At 47.8% G+C, this 14,691-nt stretch carries 13 protein-coding genes; 12 read left to right on the forward strand and 1 reads right to left on the reverse strand.

The window, feature by feature from the left end; translation table 11 throughout:
- Positions 1-112: 112 nt before the first annotated feature.
- Positions 113-1,282, reverse strand: a complete 1,170-nt coding sequence (locus tag FGT79_RS20675; protein WP_138754735.1) for an MFS transporter — start codon at positions 1,280-1,282, stop codon at positions 113-115.
- A 162-nt stretch (positions 1,283-1,444) separates the two neighbouring features.
- Here FGT79_RS20675 and FGT79_RS20680 point away from each other — a divergent pair, with 162 nt between their 5' ends.
- From FGT79_RS20680 to FGT79_RS20735, 12 genes are all read left to right on the forward strand, one after another.
- Positions 1,445-1,894, forward strand: coding sequence for a hypothetical protein (locus FGT79_RS20680; RefSeq protein WP_138754736.1), 450 nt, complete (start codon positions 1,445-1,447; stop codon positions 1,892-1,894).
- The gene (locus tag FGT79_RS20685) at positions 1,894-3,063 is read left to right on the forward strand and encodes a transglutaminase domain-containing protein (RefSeq protein ID WP_342778512.1); all 1,170 of its coding nucleotides are present in this window, start codon (positions 1,894-1,896) and stop codon (positions 3,061-3,063) included. Before FGT79_RS20680 ends, FGT79_RS20685 begins: the two co-directional genes overlap by 1 nt.
- Positions 3,064-3,104: 41 nt before the next feature.
- The gene (locus tag FGT79_RS20690; protein ID WP_138754737.1) at positions 3,105-5,222 is read left to right on the forward strand and encodes a peptidoglycan D,D-transpeptidase FtsI family protein; all 2,118 of its coding nucleotides are present in this window, start codon (positions 3,105-3,107) and stop codon (positions 5,220-5,222) included.
- A gap of 201 nt (positions 5,223-5,423) precedes the next feature.
- Complete coding sequence (locus FGT79_RS20695) at positions 5,424-6,383, forward strand: metal ABC transporter solute-binding protein, Zn/Mn family (protein WP_138754738.1); 960 nt, start codon at positions 5,424-5,426, stop codon at positions 6,381-6,383.
- 32 nt (positions 6,384-6,415) lie between these two features.
- The gene (locus FGT79_RS20700) at positions 6,416-7,222 is read left to right on the forward strand and encodes a metal ABC transporter ATP-binding protein (protein ID WP_138754739.1); all 807 of its coding nucleotides are present in this window, start codon (positions 6,416-6,418) and stop codon (positions 7,220-7,222) included.
- Positions 7,223-7,224: 2 nt separating this feature from the next.
- Complete coding sequence (locus FGT79_RS20705; protein WP_171056360.1) at positions 7,225-8,166, forward strand: metal ABC transporter permease; 942 nt, start codon at positions 7,225-7,227, stop codon at positions 8,164-8,166.
- Positions 8,163-9,032 carry a metal ABC transporter permease gene (locus FGT79_RS20710; RefSeq protein ID WP_138754741.1) on the forward strand — a complete coding sequence of 290 codons (870 nt, stop codon included), beginning with the start codon at positions 8,163-8,165 and terminating at the stop codon, positions 9,030-9,032. The genes FGT79_RS20705 and FGT79_RS20710 overlap by 4 nt, the downstream gene beginning before the upstream one ends.
- Before the next feature lie 222 nt (positions 9,033-9,254).
- A complete protein-coding gene (locus FGT79_RS20715) occupies positions 9,255-10,688 on the forward strand; it encodes an ABC transporter substrate-binding protein (RefSeq protein ID WP_138754742.1) in 1,434 nt (477 codons plus the stop codon).
- A gap of 179 nt (positions 10,689-10,867) precedes the next feature.
- The gene (locus tag FGT79_RS20720; RefSeq protein ID WP_138754743.1) at positions 10,868-11,620 is read left to right on the forward strand and encodes a Cof-type HAD-IIB family hydrolase; all 753 of its coding nucleotides are present in this window, start codon (positions 10,868-10,870) and stop codon (positions 11,618-11,620) included.
- 7 nt (positions 11,621-11,627) lie between these two features.
- On the forward strand, positions 11,628-12,110 hold the full coding sequence (locus FGT79_RS20725; protein ID WP_138754744.1) for a DUF456 domain-containing protein: 483 nt from the start codon (positions 11,628-11,630) through the stop codon (positions 12,108-12,110).
- Between the two features lie 20 nt (positions 12,111-12,130).
- Complete coding sequence (locus tag FGT79_RS20730; RefSeq protein WP_138754745.1) at positions 12,131-12,856, forward strand: ThuA domain-containing protein; 726 nt, start codon at positions 12,131-12,133, stop codon at positions 12,854-12,856.
- 20 nt (positions 12,857-12,876) lie between these two features.
- Entirely contained in the window at positions 12,877-14,511 is a 1,635-nt protein-coding gene (locus FGT79_RS20735) for a putative polysaccharide biosynthesis protein (RefSeq protein WP_138754746.1), read from the forward strand.
- The last annotated feature ends 180 nt before the right edge of the window (positions 14,512-14,691 follow it).

Raw genomic sequence — 14,691 nt, forward strand, 5'->3', positions numbered from 1 at the left:
TACTTGAAAGCGATGATAGCCATCAGCCTGCATCAGCTGTGTACTGGCTGGTCATTTGCCATAATCTATACTATGTGGCGGGGTGGAAATAGCCCTGTGCATTCACCCATGCCTATGAAAAATGGGTGCGCGAGGGTATTGTACGTGAATGATGCAGCGGCAATAGTGTGACTGCAATCATCAATGCGAGAAATGCGATGTAGTAAGGAGAGAGATGATCCCTTACTTGTCCAGCGGCCATAGGTCCAATAAAGGCACCGATAGAGAATGCGATGGATAGTACAGAGAAGGTTCTTCCATAACGCGCACCGCCGCTTAGTTCAATCAACAATGTGGATAGTGCAGGCAGGATGACGCCTTTGGCCATGCCCACCAGAAGCAGCATAAGCGTAAGTGGTGCCGGAATCGCAGAAGCAATGCCGAAATAGACAATAGCCAGAAATAAGGAGCCCCATAATGTACGCTTATAAGCAGACACTCTGTTAAGGAAAAGCATGCTGAGCGTAACAAGTGCCCCGATACTAACGACAGAAAAGAGCAATCCGGTCGTCATCATTGCTTCTTTCGTCTTAGCGAGCAAAGGCAGTTCGAACGATAGAATGCCTTGGGCGCAGCTTAGTGCAACCGGAAGCAGGTAAACGAGCCATGGAATAGCAATCGGTTTCTCGAGCGGGAGCTTTGGTTTGCTGCTCTCTTGTGAAACGGGAGTGGATTGTGCGGACTTTACGCTGCTTGCACGAACATCACGGATGAAGAAGACAGCACAGACCGAGGTAAGGATAAGAATCCAGCCCAGCAATGCGAATGCTGTTGTGAAGCCGATTTTTGCGACCAAATAAGCACCTGCGGCAGGGGACACAACCGATGCCAGTGTATGAACAAGTCCGTTGCCAGCCATCAGCTTGCCTTGCTCGGCACGGTCCGTCGTCATCTTGGCGAGCAAGGAGAGGCAGGCTGGTGATAAGAAGGCGAGCACAAATCCGCTTATGGAGCGCAGGATCAGTAGCTGCCATGGGTTCGTTACATGCGACTGAAAGAGAAGCACGATCCCGGCAGCCATTAAGCTGAACACGATAAAGAATCGGCTGCCGTAACGGTCAACCCCGAAACCTGCTATTAAGTTGCCAGGCAGATGTGTGATGGAGTACATGCCCATCATCAGTCCAATGAAGGAGGGGGCCGCGCCGAGCGATATAGCAAATGGCGTCAATATTGGATACTGCGCATGAAGGTCAAAGAAAGCGACAAACAAAAATAAGTAAAGCCAAACCGCAGTTTTCACAGGGGTTCCCTCCTAGCCAATTACACACTTATATACTTGTACGTATTTATTGGACAGGATATGTCTGCCGAAAATGGAAGCAAGCGTTTACGCCCTATAATCTGTAGGTTATAATATTTTGTAATGAGGTTTGGTACGAGGTATAATGGAGGGGATCGCGACTTGGATTTTTTGAATTTTTCGACCTATGATTGGGACACATGGACGGCTTTTTTCAAAGAGCATTGGCTTGTGCTTATTATCGCGCTTATTGTGCTGCTTATTATTGTGCGCATCGTGAAGACCGTTATCAGATGGGCGATTGCAGCAGTCATTATAATCGGTATTATCGTATACAGCGGTTATAGCATGGACGACCTGAAGGAGATCGGCACCAAGGTTGCGGATACAGTGAAGCAAGAGGCTGTGTCAGCAATGGCAGGTGAAGCAAAGGATGCAACCTTCGTTACGAATGCAGATGGCACTTTCACGGTGAAAACCAAAAACGTGGAGCTAACTGGCGTACCTGGCGAGAACGAGGTTGCTGTCTCCTTTCGGGGAACGGAGCTTGGCAAATGGAAGCTTGATTCTGCAATTCAGACCCTCATTGATCAAGCGAAGCAGAACGGTTAATGCGTATGGCGAGCTGGGAACAATGGTTTACTGAGCTGGAGCCAATCGGCATTATTATGTTTTTGCTGTTGCTTGGCTCTCTAGTGCAAGGATTGAGAAGAGGCGCATCTGGTTCAGCGAAGCGTCTCTTCTTTTTTGTTTGGGAGGGTATCGTAATTGCTTCCTGCCTAGTGCTGTCAGCACAGCTTACGAATAAATGGTCACCTCTATTCGCAAGCTGGCTGTCTGAGGCCGTGAAGGTTCCGACACAAGCGCTCAGTGGTTTCGAGCAGGCTTGGTATACGCTGCTAACGAGCTTGCGTGATTTTGCGCTGCTGCGCTACGGCGTTATGTTTCTGCTCGGCTATTTGCTGCTGCGTGCATTGGCAGCCTGCCTCGAGCCTTGGGCTGAGCGTATTGTAGATAGCATGCTTCGCAGCCGAAGCAAGGAAGAAGAACTTTTCTCGCAGGGCAAGAAGCAGGCAAGCCGCGCAGTTGGGGCTATACTCGGCGCTGTGCATGGAGCAGGCCGCTCTTTTGTATTCGTTGCGTTGCTGTTCGTCTATGTGTCTCTTATGCCTAGCGGCTGGTATGTCAATCAAATATCTGATTCGTCGATTTACAATAAGGCTGCTGCATGGCTCAGTCCGGTTGCCGGCGATGTTCTCGCTGGTCAAGGCCCTGTATTCACCGAAGCGGTAGAAGCGCAGTTCAGGCAAATTTTGCAACGGAAATATGAAATGATTGATTATGCTATTCCTACGGAAATCGAGCAGGCAGCTCTGTATGTGACGAAGGATGCGCAGACAAACGAGGAGAAAGCTCGTAGCCTGTATGACTGGCTTGGTACAAGAATTGTGTACGACTACGAGAAAGCAAGCAATTATGAGGAAAAAGGCATATGGAAGGAACAAACACCTCCCGAAACATTTGATACGCGCAAAGGCGTATGTATAGATATAGCTCGTTTGTACGCAGTGATGGCAAGGTCGGTTGGACTTGAGGTGCGGGTCGTAACAGGTATGGGCGCTGACGGAATTGGAGGCTTCGGTCCACATGCTTGGAATGAGGTGCGTATCGGAGAAGGGGATGAGAGCTTCATTCCGCTCGATGCGACTTGGGCGAACGCAGGAGACTGGTTTAATCCGCCTGCTTTCGACGAAACACATATTAGGGATAGGGAAGTTTAATAGCGAAACACATTATTTTTTGGGATATGAGGTGATTCAACGTGCAGGATGATCCGCAGAAGCGGGAGATTGTTAACCGGCGCCATTTTTCGTTTCGATTGAACTTATTTTTTTTCGTAACCTTTGCTTTGTTCAGCGTATTGATCGTTCGTTTAGCTATTCTGCAGTTCGTGGAAGGGCCGACGCTCAGCGCAGAGGGGATTAATAAAGCTACCCGCAGTGTCAAGATCCCGCCAATTAGGGGCAATATCTACGATGCTAACGGCGCTGAGATTGCATACTCAACATCAACGCAGTCTTTATATTTCAGCGTACAGCCAGAGCTTAAGCTTACGGATGCGAAAGAGAACGCGAAGAAAGAGGCAGCTAAGCTGTTTGATGTGTTTACGAGATACGGCGATCCGGCTAAGGAGATGACCGTTGACGATATTATTCGTCAGATGGATCTGGATTTCAGAAGAAATAATATATCGACACCGAGACGGATCAAATCTGGACTGACCAATGAAGAGATAGCCTACTTCATGGAGAATAGATCGGAATTTAAGGGAATCGATATTATGGAGGAAAGCGTCCGGAATTACAGCACGGACTCCATTGCCGTGCAACTGGTCGGTTATCTGAAGAAATATAAAGGCGTCAGGGAAACGGTCGATTTCTATAAGGAGAAAACGACCGAGGAAGATGCGACACTTCAATATTTGGAAGAAGAGGATGTCGGCATGGATGGGCTGGAGTACATGTACCAAGATGTTCTTCGCGGGAAGAACGGCTTGAAGACGTATCCAGTTAATAATGCAGAGCGGATTATAGGTCCCATGCAAATTACGAATCCACAAAAAGGGTCCGATATTTATTTGACCATCGATAAGAATGTGCAATTGAAAACAGAGCAAGCGATTATGGATCAATTGAAAACGATATCGACATCAACGAACAAATATGAGCGGGCGAAATACGCCCAAACCGGATTTGCGGTCGCAATGGAAGTAGATACGGGTAAAATTGTAGCAATGGCAAGCATGCCGGATTATGATCCGAATATATGGTCTGGGGGGCGGATAAGCCCTGAGGATTACGAAAACTTCCAGAATGTGCTATCGAATGGAACGATTCGTACCGTGTATGGCAAATATACAGAGAAGGAAATTAACGAGCATCCTTCTTCGATTCTGCCTCCAGGTTCGACGCTCAAGCCATTATCCGTTCTTGTCGGCTTGAATGAGAAGTTGTTCAAGACAAATTCTGTATATTTGGATAAAGGGATATTCTCCTATGGTAAAACAGGGTATGAAACCTATATTCGCAACTCGCAGGGTCATGTATATGGCAGCATAGACGGAGCTCAGGCGATCCAGTATTCTTCCAACCCGTTCATGGCTTCGATGGTAGGCAACAGGCTCTACATGCGCGGCACGGTTGATGGGAAGAGCAGTGTGGAGATCTGGGACAGCTACATGAAGCAATTTGGGCTTGGTGTTCTAACAGGCAGCGGTTTGCCTAACGAAACAAAAGGTATTATTGAGTACTTCAAAGAGGCAGAGAGCGGTAGTCCGCAGTCTGCTTTGATCCAGGCCTCATTCGGACAGCAAGGCCGATATACGACTTTGCAGCTTGCGCAGTATGCAGCCATGCTCGCCAATCACGGCAAACGGATGAAGCCCCAGTTCGTCAATGAAATTAAAGACACTGATGGAAATGTTATTCAAGGCTATAAGCCTGAAATTCTGAATCAAGTCGATTATCCAATCGAATACTGGAATGAAATTGAGACAGGTATGTCCAAGGTAAGCTCGGGAGGTTTCGAGGGCGTTGATTACTCGTATCGCCGTAAAACCGGAACGTCGGAGCAATCGGTTAAAGGACGTACGGCTGAGAATGCGGTATTTATCGCCTATGCTCCTGCTGATAAGCCGAAGCTTGCAGTAGCTGTTGTCGTGCCTGACGGGGGCTTCGGATCATACGGAGCTTCGCCAATCGCTCGTAAAATTTTCGACGCTTACAACGATGAAGTTGGGCTGTACGGCGTACCTAAAAATAAAACAGTCGAGTCTGTGGCAGAAGCAGGTGTTCTTGCTAATGAGAACGACACATCAGCCGGAGATGCTGAGACCAATTTGGCTAATGCGAATGCGGCTGACAATCAGACGAATGAGTAGGATTTGTATATGAAAAAGGCGGGCTGGGGAAAAACCTCTAGCCTGCCTTTTTTTGCGTGCAAGGCCTATTTGAAAATAAATGTTGCACAAGAGAAACATTTTTGTGTATTATTAAAAAAAAGGCATCAGGCAAACTAATATTCATAAGGGCAACCTTTGCCGCATATAAAAAAAATGACGACAACTCAGGAGGTAATTTTTATGGGGAAGATGTATAAATCAAATTCAGCGCTTCGTAGATTCATCATGACGATCATATTTCTGACGGTAACAGCTGTTGCTACTACGGCATGCGGGCAAAATGCTGCCGATGGAGAAAACGGGAAATTAAAGATTACGGCAACGACAGGGATGATTGCTGATGTTGCGCAGCAGGTGGGCGGCGATTACGCCGAGGTAAGCGGTTTGATGGGAGCAGGAATCGATCCCCATCTGTACAAGGCCTCTCAAGGCGATGTGAAGAAGCTGGATGATGCGGATATTATTTTCTATAACGGTCTCCACTTGGAAGGTAAAATGGCTGAGATGTTCGAAGCATTGGAGAAACGCAAGCCGACTGTAGCTGTATCGCAAAACCTGACGGAAGAACAGCTGCACTCAGCGCCTGGGCAAGGTGCAGGCATGCATGATCCGCATATCTGGTTCAATGTGAAGCTGTGGATATCGGCAACGGAGGTCATTCGCGATACGTTGGCTGAGAAGGATGCTTCCCATGCAGATTATTACAAAGACAATGCAGCGGCGTATATCAAGCAACTGGAGGAGCTGGATGCTTATGCGAAAGAGCAAATTGCGACAATACCGGAGGCAAGTCGGATTCTTGTTACTGCACATGATGCATTCGGTTATTTCGGAGAAGCATACGGGTTAACTGTCACGGGTCTGCAAGGAATGAATACGATGTCTGAATACGGCTCGAAGGATGTCAGCAAGCTTCGCGATTATTTGGTAGAGAAGAAAGTTAAAGCAGTATTTATCGAATCCAGCGTACCTAAGAAATCAATCGAGTCGGTGATCGAGGGAGCGCGTCAATTGGGCCATGAGGTGAAAATTGGCGGAGAGCTGTTCTCCGATGCGATGGGTGATGCAGGTACGGTGGAAGGCACTTATATTGGAATGGTGAAGCATAACGTGGATACGATCGTAGCCGCCTTGAAATAGCATAAAATGAGGATGGAAAGAGAGTGGTGAACATGAGTCAGTCTCCAAATGCAATACGTACAGCGACGAAAGCCATTGCGCCGCTTAGCATTAAAGGGTTAAGCGTTGCGTACCAGAAGAAACCGGTGCTTCGGAATGTATCGTTTGAAGTAAATGAAGGTGAGCTTATCGGAGTTATTGGTCCGAACGGTGCTGGCAAGTCGACACTGATGAAAGCTGCGCTTGGTCTCATACCGAGCATTGGCGGTGAAGTACTGGTATATGGAAAGCCCTATAAGCAGCAGCGCAAAATGATCGGATACGTCCCGCAGCGTGAATCGGTGGATTGGGATTTCCCGACGAATGCTCTGGATGTTGTGCTCATGGGACGTTATGGGCATCTTGGATGGTTCCGCAGGCCAAGCGCGAAGGATAAGGCACTGGCGCTGGAATGCCTAAGCAAGGTTGGCATGGCCGATTACGCGGAGAGGCAAATCAGCCAGCTGTCAGGCGGCCAGCAGCAGCGTGTGTTCCTGGCACGCGCGCTTGCACAGGATGCGAAGCTCTATTTCATGGATGAACCGTTCGCAGGCGTGGATGCCGCAACGGAGAAAGCCATTATTACGCTGCTGCAAGAGCTGAAGCTGCAAGGAAAAACGGTTATCGTCGTGCATCATGACCTAGCGACGGTACAGGATTACTTCGACTCGGTTCTGCTGCTCAATGTAGAGCTTCAGGCGTTCGGCCCAACTGAGCAAACTTTTACACAGGAGCAATTACAGCGTACTTACGGCGGCAGACTTGCCTTTCTTGACCGCAGTCTGCAGTCCCCATCGCGACATGACGGAGTGGGTGAGTAATGATGGAGCAAATATGGTCAATGCTTTCAGATCCTAATATGCAGTGGATTTTTCTCGGCTGTACCCTGCTGGGGTTGAGCAGCGGCGTCATTGGGTGCTTCTCTTATTTAAGGAAGCAGAGCTTAATGGGGGATACGCTAGCTCATGCTGCACTGCCGGGAATTTGCATCGCCTTTATGTTAACTGGGATCAAATCCATAGGACTTTTTCTTATTGGAGCTGGTATTGCTGGCGTTGTAGCGACCTTCGGTATTGGATATATAACACGCAACTCCAAGCTCAAGCAGGATGCTGCGATGGGAATTGTATTATCAGGATTTTTTGGACTTGGGATTGTGCTCCTAACGCTGATTCAGCATGGCGATTACGGCAATCAAGCAGGATTGGATAAATTTCTGTTCGGTCAGGCGGCTTCGATGATTGCGTCGGATGTGATTACGATGACAGTCGTCTGCGTATCACTCATTACGATATGTACGCTGCTGTTCAAGCAGTTCAAAATCATTTCATTCGATCCAGGCTTTGCGAGAGGTCTTGGCTATCCCGTTGCTTTCTTAGAGCAATTGCTGATGCTGCTGATCGTAGTTGCCGTCGTAGCAGGCATTCAAGCGGTTGGCGTCGTACTCGTCGCTGCACTGCTCATCACGCCAGCCGTTTCGGCCAGATATTGGACGGATCGACTGGGACTAATGGTTGTGTTGTCCGGCATATTCGGCGCGGTAAGTGGAGCAATCGGAACGTGGATCAGCGCATCCGTCTCGAACCTGCCGACAGGGCCGGTTACGGTGCTCGCGGCTACCCTTTTATTCTGCATCTCTATTCTGTTCGGACCACAGCGCGGCCTTGTTGCGAAGCGATTGCTGCGACAACGGGTGAAGCAGCGCTTCCATCAAGACAATGAGCGTCTTCTTGAGGGCAATGTCAAAAAGGAGGCAGCACTATGAGTGACTTTTGGATTCTGCTTACCGGCGCCCTTGTAGCGAGCTGCTGCGGTGTGCTTGGCGTATTTCTCGTACTGCGCAAAATGGCGATGATCGGAGATGCGATTAGTCATTCCGTTATGCCGGGTATTGTCATTGCGTTTCTGCTAAGCGGCTCACGTGATTCTTTGCTCATGATGTTCGCCGCATTGCTATTCGGGTTGTTGACTACGTTCCTTATTCAAATGTTCCAGCAAAGCGGCATTCAATCAGATGCGTCGATTGGCGTCGTGTTCACGGCATTGTTTGCAATCGGTGTTGTGCTGGTCAGCTTGTATGCCCGCCAGGTGCATTTGGACCAAGATGCTATTCTATATGGTGAGATCGCCTATGTGCATTGGAATATTTGGGAGCTCGGCGGCGTAAATATGGGCCCTAAAGCGGTATGGCTGCTCGGAACTACCTTGCTAATCATAACGACCGTAATCGGCTTGTTCTATAAGCAGTTCAAGTTGTGCGCGTTCGATCCTGCGCTCGCGGCAGCGATCGGCGTACCAGTTGCGCTATTCCATTACTTGTTAATGGGTCTCGTCTCGATGGCGACTGTTAGTTCTTTCGAAAGCGTAGGAGCCATTCTCGTTGTAGGGCTGCTTATCATACCTGCATCGACGGCTTATTTGCTTACGGACCGACTTGGTGTAATGATTGGTCTGAGTGTTGCAGCAGGCGTTGCAAGTACGTTTATCGGCTATGGAGCTGCAGTTGTGCTTGATGCATCCATCGCAGGATGTATGGTATGTGCTGCAGCATTACTATTCGTTATCGCTTTCCTATTCTCTCCATCTCATGGCATCGTGATTAAGAAGATTCGCTTGAGGAAGCTCGCATAGTTCACCTTTTATTCAATAACCAGATGCGATAGAGTTGGTGTTTTATAGCCAATTTTCTGCAACCATAGAAATGCCCTGTATCCTGCATCTCCGCAGCGTACAGGGCATTTTTTTATGTTTTTCTCATAATCGATAAAATTAATTTACCTATATTGCAACTTTTATCCAGTAATTGACGTACTATATTTGGAACAAATTAGGAGTAAAAGGAGAGGCGACAAGATGAGGCAATGGTTCAAATGTATTATACCGTTTATTATTTTCACCTTTCTTTTATCAGCATGCAGCTTCGGGGGAAGCAATGAAGGTTTGGATAAGAACAAGCCAGCTACTTTAAAGGTAATGTATTACGATGAGAATGCATTCTATCAAGATTTCGGTATGGTCTTTACAGCTTTGTATCCGAATGTAGAGATAGAGGTTTTATCTACGCAATCGCTCTATACAGGGGAGCAGACCGATTACGAGGCAGCATTCGACAAGTTTATTGAAGAGAAGCAGCCTGATGTTGTTATGCTCGACACGGAGAGGTACAAGAAATTAGCACAGGATGGGAAGCTTTATAATCTGGATGCGGTTATCGAGAAAAGCAAATATGATACAGAAGGACTTGTTCCCGGGATGTTGGATTATTTGAAAGAAATCGGAGGAGGCAGTTTATTCGGCATAACCCCTAATTTCTATAGTCAAGTACTATTCTATAATAAGGATTTGTTCGATCAATTCAAAGTTGAATATCCGACCGATCGGATGAGCTGGGATCAGGTTATTCAGTTGGCGCGCCGTTTTTCGACCGAGGGAGACCCGAAGGAGCGGATCTATGGTTTGAAAATGGGTTATAGCGGTGATCTGTTCGAAGTGGCGAGTATGTTCGCGTCATCCGAAGGTATTAACTATGTTAATGCTTCGAAAAAAGAAATGACAATCAATACCGATTCATGGAAAAAGGCGGCTCAGACGGCGCTCGACGCACTCGGCTCGGATGCTCTATATTTCGAAGGTAAGAACAATCAAGAAGCGACGATGAACCAAACGTATGAACAATATTTGCTGCGGGACCCTTTCATATCGGGACGCCTCGCCATGGCAATTGGAGACAATAATTATATTAATCAGATTAAAGAGGCAAGTCGAAACGAAGCAGTGAAGGATCAGGTTGTACAAAATTGGGATCTCGTTTCTGCTCCAGTCGGACAGCAGAATCCTGATCAATCTAATATGATTTCCTTTCAAAACTTATTTGCCATTACGTCAGAGTCTGCGAATAAGGAAACGGCATGGGAGTTCCTGCAGTATATAACAGGCGAAGAATACGCGCGAGTGAAATCGAAATCAAATAACTACAATGGTTTGTCTGTTCGAACGAAGTACATATCAGACGAAACAAACACAAGGAATTATGCTGCATTTTACAACTTAAAGCCAAGCACGTTCAACAGCTTCAAAGATTTCGACAAGCTGCCTCAGAGCTTCTGGAGCGAGTTTAACGCAGCGACTCAGCTGGAGTTCCAGAAGGTGGAAAAGGATGAGCAGAGCATTGACGAGGCACTTGATATGCTGCAGGTCAAAGGTCAGGAGATGCTCATGAAGGAAGATTCTGTGACTCAAGAAGCAGCACCTGCTGCTGAAGCAAGCACAACTACATCGGTGGAATAGCCGAAAGATCGATCATAGGAAGTGACAAGCTTTCACGTACGCGTGAAGGCTTGTTGTTGTTTCTTTCTATATAGAATGTTTAATCGACATGTCTATCGTTTGGAATCTGCCGCAAATGTGCTAAAATAATTTACTAGTGGGTTACTTAGAGAAACGGCATTTACGAGGAGGCACATCACGTGGGAGAGTACAAATTGTTAGCGCTCGATATGGATGGGACGCTGCTTAACGAACAAAGTGAAATAAGTACAGAGAATGCGGAATGGATTCAGAAAGCACGGGATGCGGGCGTTATCGTCAGCTTCTCTACGGGACGCGGTTTCAGAAGCGCATTGCCCTTCGCCGAGCAGTTGAAGCTGGAGACTCCGATGATTACGGTGAATGGCAGTGAAATCTGGCATCGCCCTCATGTGCTGTACAAACGAACGCATTTAAGCCATGTTTATGTACAAAGGCTGCACGAGCTTGCGCTGTCGCACGGCGAGCCTTGGTTCTGGGCGTATACCGCCGATGAAATTTATAACAAAGAGAAATGGATTGCTCCTGCTGATGATTATGCAGCCCATCACTGGCTGAAATTCGGCTATTATACGAAGGATGACAGTATCCGCGAGAAAATTTTAGCAGAGGTACAAAGCTGGGGAGCGCTTGAAATAACGAATTCCTCACCATGGAACTTGGAGCTCAATCCGCTTGGGGTGTCGAAAGCGAGCGCTCTACAGGAATTATGCGGTCTTCTGAATATCGAGATGTCGCAGGTTATTGCGGTTGGCGACAGCTTGAATGATATTGCAGCAATCCGTGAGGCTGGCCTTGGCGTCGCCATGGGCAATGCTCAGGATACGGTTAAGGAGGCTGCGGATTTCATTACTTTGTCGAATAATGAGCATGGCGTTGCAGAGGTTATTAGGAGATACGTTCTGAAGGGATGAGCTGGCTATGGAAATTGTAGGCTGGATATTAGTTGTTTTATTGTTCGTTGTCGGGATGGCAGGAGCGATCTATCCAATCCTGCCAGGGGCACTTGCTATATACGGTGCCTTTTTTGTTTATGGCTTGTTCTTCTCATTCAGCGAATTTGGTGTATGGTTCTGGCTCATACAAACCATCATCGTTGTCGTGCTGTTCGTTGCAGATTATGCCGTCAGCGCTTGGGGCGTCAAACGGTTCGGCGGCTCAAGGGCTTCGGTAATCGGCAGCACAATCGGCCTTATATTCGGACCATTCGTTATCCCTGCATTCGGCCTTATCATCGGTCCATTTGCCGGTGCTGTTATCGGTGAAATGATCATCGGAACGAGTCTAGACAAATCGCTTAAGGTTGGGCTTGGCTCTGTTGTCGGGTTGTTCAGCAGCGTCGTTGTGAAATTCATTCTACAGCTTGTAATGATAGTCTTGTTCATCATTTGGCTCGTATTCTAATAGAGAAGGTGAAACTGACGATGATTAAAGTAACGGTGTGGAATGAGTATTTGCATGAGAAGATTCATGAGGAAGTAAGAAATGTCTATCCGAATGGCATTCATCATGCGCTTGCTAGTGGCATAGCGAATGGAGACTTCGAAATTACCACTGCAACGCTTGAGGAGCCGGAGCATGGACTTACGACGGAGCGTCTTGCAAACACAGACGTGTTGATTTGGTGGGGGCATATGGGTCATGATCAGGTAGACGATCAGATCGTGGAGCGCATTCAGCATCGCGTATGGGAAGGCATGGGATTAATCGTACTCCACTCCGGTCACTTCTCCAAAATATTCAAAAAACTCATGGGCACGAGCTGCGATCTGAAGTGGCGTGAAGCGGGAGAGAAGGAACGGCTTTGGGTCGTTAATCCAGCTCATCCTATTGCAGCTGGCTTGCCGGAGTATATCACACTTGAGCATGAGGAAATGTATGGTGAGCACTTCGATATACCTGCGCCGGATGAGCTTGTTTTCGTAAGCTGGTTCGAGGGTGGTGAGGTGTTTCGCAGTGGCTGTACGTTCAACCGTGGACAAGGTAAAATCTTTTATTTCCGTCCAGGACATGAGACGTATCCAACCTATTACAACTCGCAAGTGTTGCAGGTCATTCAGAATGGCGTACGCTGGGCGGCTCCATCACATGCAGCAGCTCCAGTTCGCGGCAATCATCAGCCGTTAGAGCCAATTGGCAATAAAGGATAGGGAGACTCGGGAAGACGATCATGCTGAAAAAAGACTCATTATTAAAAGGTACTATTATACTCGCGGCTGCTGCCATAGTGGTCCGGTTTCTTGGCTTATTCCAGAGAATACCGCTCGACTATATGCTTGGATCAGTTGGGCAGGCAGCCTTCAACTCTGCGAATACGATTTATTTGTTGCTGCTTACAATCGCGACTGGAGGCATTCCGCTGGCGATCAGTAAGATGATCTCACAGCGCTATGCGCTTGGCCGGCCTGACGAGGCGAAACGGATCTATCAGGCGGCATTGATGTTCGGTGCTGTGACAGGCTTGTCACTTGCAACGGCCTTATTCGTACTTGCGCCAGCCTATGAACGCTTGACGCGGGTGCCAGACTCGGCCTTATCGCTTCAAGCGATAGCGCCTGCGCTGCTGCTGTTCCCGATTATTGCGATGATGCGTGGCTATTTTCAAGGCCGTCAAATTATGGCAGCCGGCGGTGTATCGCAAATTATGGAGCAAATATTGCGGCTCATCGGCGGTATTGGTCTAGCCATTATCGTACTCGGCTTAGGCTGGGGTGATAAGTTCGGCGCGGCGGCTGTTGCGTTTGGTTCGGTACTCGGAAGCATCGGCGCCTTCTCAGTCATGATGTGGTTTGCCAGAAAGCTCAAAAGGCAGGACCGCAATGAAGCTGCGGCGACCGCAGCAGACATGGCAGCGAAGCCTAGCTCCAAGCTGCCGTTCCGTACTATTTATCGGGAAATATTCAGAACCTCGATCGCGGCTGTTGTAACGGCTATGACCGTACAGTTTGTCTATTTCTTCGACCAGTCGTTTTTTATGAGACTTACAACAGCGTTCTATAGCCACGATGCAGCTATTAAAGTGCTTGCGGAATATCAGAATAAAGCGATGGGTATTGCCGGTATTCCGCCGATTCTGGCTATTGCGCTCGGCGCTTCAATTATTCCGGTCATTTCTTCGGCTTATGCCTTGAAGAATATGGGAGAGGTACAGCGCCAATCCTCGCTTGTGATGAGAATCGTATTTTTTACCGGTGTACCTGTCGCTTTGCTGCTGACTGTTGCTTCGTATTCGGTAACAGGCTTATTGTTCAAAACGCCCAGCGGAAGCGAAGCCGTTGCTCTGCTGACGGCCGGAGCGATCTTCCAAATTACGATGATGATATCCAACTCGATTCTCTACGGCCTCAATAAACCGAAGCAGCCGATGTACCATACATTTATCGGGCTTGGTCTAAAGGTCGTATCAAGCTTAGCACTTGCTCCATTCTTAGGGGTTTATGGCCTTATTATCGGATCATCGATTTGCTTCATTGTCGTGACGCTTCTGAACGTCAGGACAATTAACAAGGAAGTCAATTTGAATATTCTAGGCAACAAATGGTTCGCTTATCTTGCGGCAATTGCCGTGCCTGCTCTGGCAGGGTGGGGCGCCGAGCAATGGGTGCTGAGCTTAACAGATGTATGGGAGAAAAAGGTTTCGTATTTCTTCGCAGCAGGAGTTACGTCTGTAATCGTAGGCGGACTGTACCTCGTCATGCTGGCAGCGCTCCGCGTCATTACGCCGGAGGATGTACGTTCGTTCCCAGGCCCGCTGCGTAAGATGCTGACGCTTGTGCTGAAACCATTTTACAAGAAAGCTGTTTAATCGCTTGTTTGCTTAATGAAAGGGCATGTCTCATGATGATGAGCATGTCCTTTTTTTTGCCTAGAGCATGAAAGAAATAAGGATTTGTCAGCTATCCGACATTCTAGATCTGTATTTTGTGATATTCTTCTAATAACACATCAGATTAGTCGGGATAAAGAGGAAGCTGAAGGGTAAGGT

This window comes from Paenibacillus sinopodophylli, from assembly GCF_005930355.1.
Taxonomy (GTDB): Bacteria; Bacillota; Bacilli; order Paenibacillales; family Paenibacillaceae; genus Pristimantibacillus; species Pristimantibacillus sinopodophylli.

Coding starts and splice junctions, on each gene's coding strand:
- FGT79_RS20685 (WP_342778512.1), top strand. CDS start 1,894: ATGCGTATGGCGAGCTGGGAACAATGGTTTACTGAGCTGGAGCCAATC.
- FGT79_RS20695 (WP_138754738.1), top strand. CDS start 5,424: ATGGGGAAGATGTATAAATCAAATTCAGCGCTTCGTAGATTCATCATG.
- FGT79_RS20700 (WP_138754739.1), top strand. CDS start 6,416: ATGAGTCAGTCTCCAAATGCAATACGTACAGCGACGAAAGCCATTGCG.
- FGT79_RS20705 (WP_171056360.1), top strand. CDS start 7,225: ATGGAGCAAATATGGTCAATGCTTTCAGATCCTAATATGCAGTGGATT.
- FGT79_RS20710 (WP_138754741.1), top strand. CDS start 8,163: ATGAGTGACTTTTGGATTCTGCTTACCGGCGCCCTTGTAGCGAGCTGC.
- FGT79_RS20715 (WP_138754742.1), top strand. CDS start 9,255: ATGAGGCAATGGTTCAAATGTATTATACCGTTTATTATTTTCACCTTT.
- FGT79_RS20725 (WP_138754744.1), top strand. CDS start 11,628: ATGGAAATTGTAGGCTGGATATTAGTTGTTTTATTGTTCGTTGTCGGG.
- FGT79_RS20730 (WP_138754745.1), top strand. CDS start 12,131: ATGATTAAAGTAACGGTGTGGAATGAGTATTTGCATGAGAAGATTCAT.
- FGT79_RS20735 (WP_138754746.1), top strand. CDS start 12,877: ATGCTGAAAAAAGACTCATTATTAAAAGGTACTATTATACTCGCGGCT.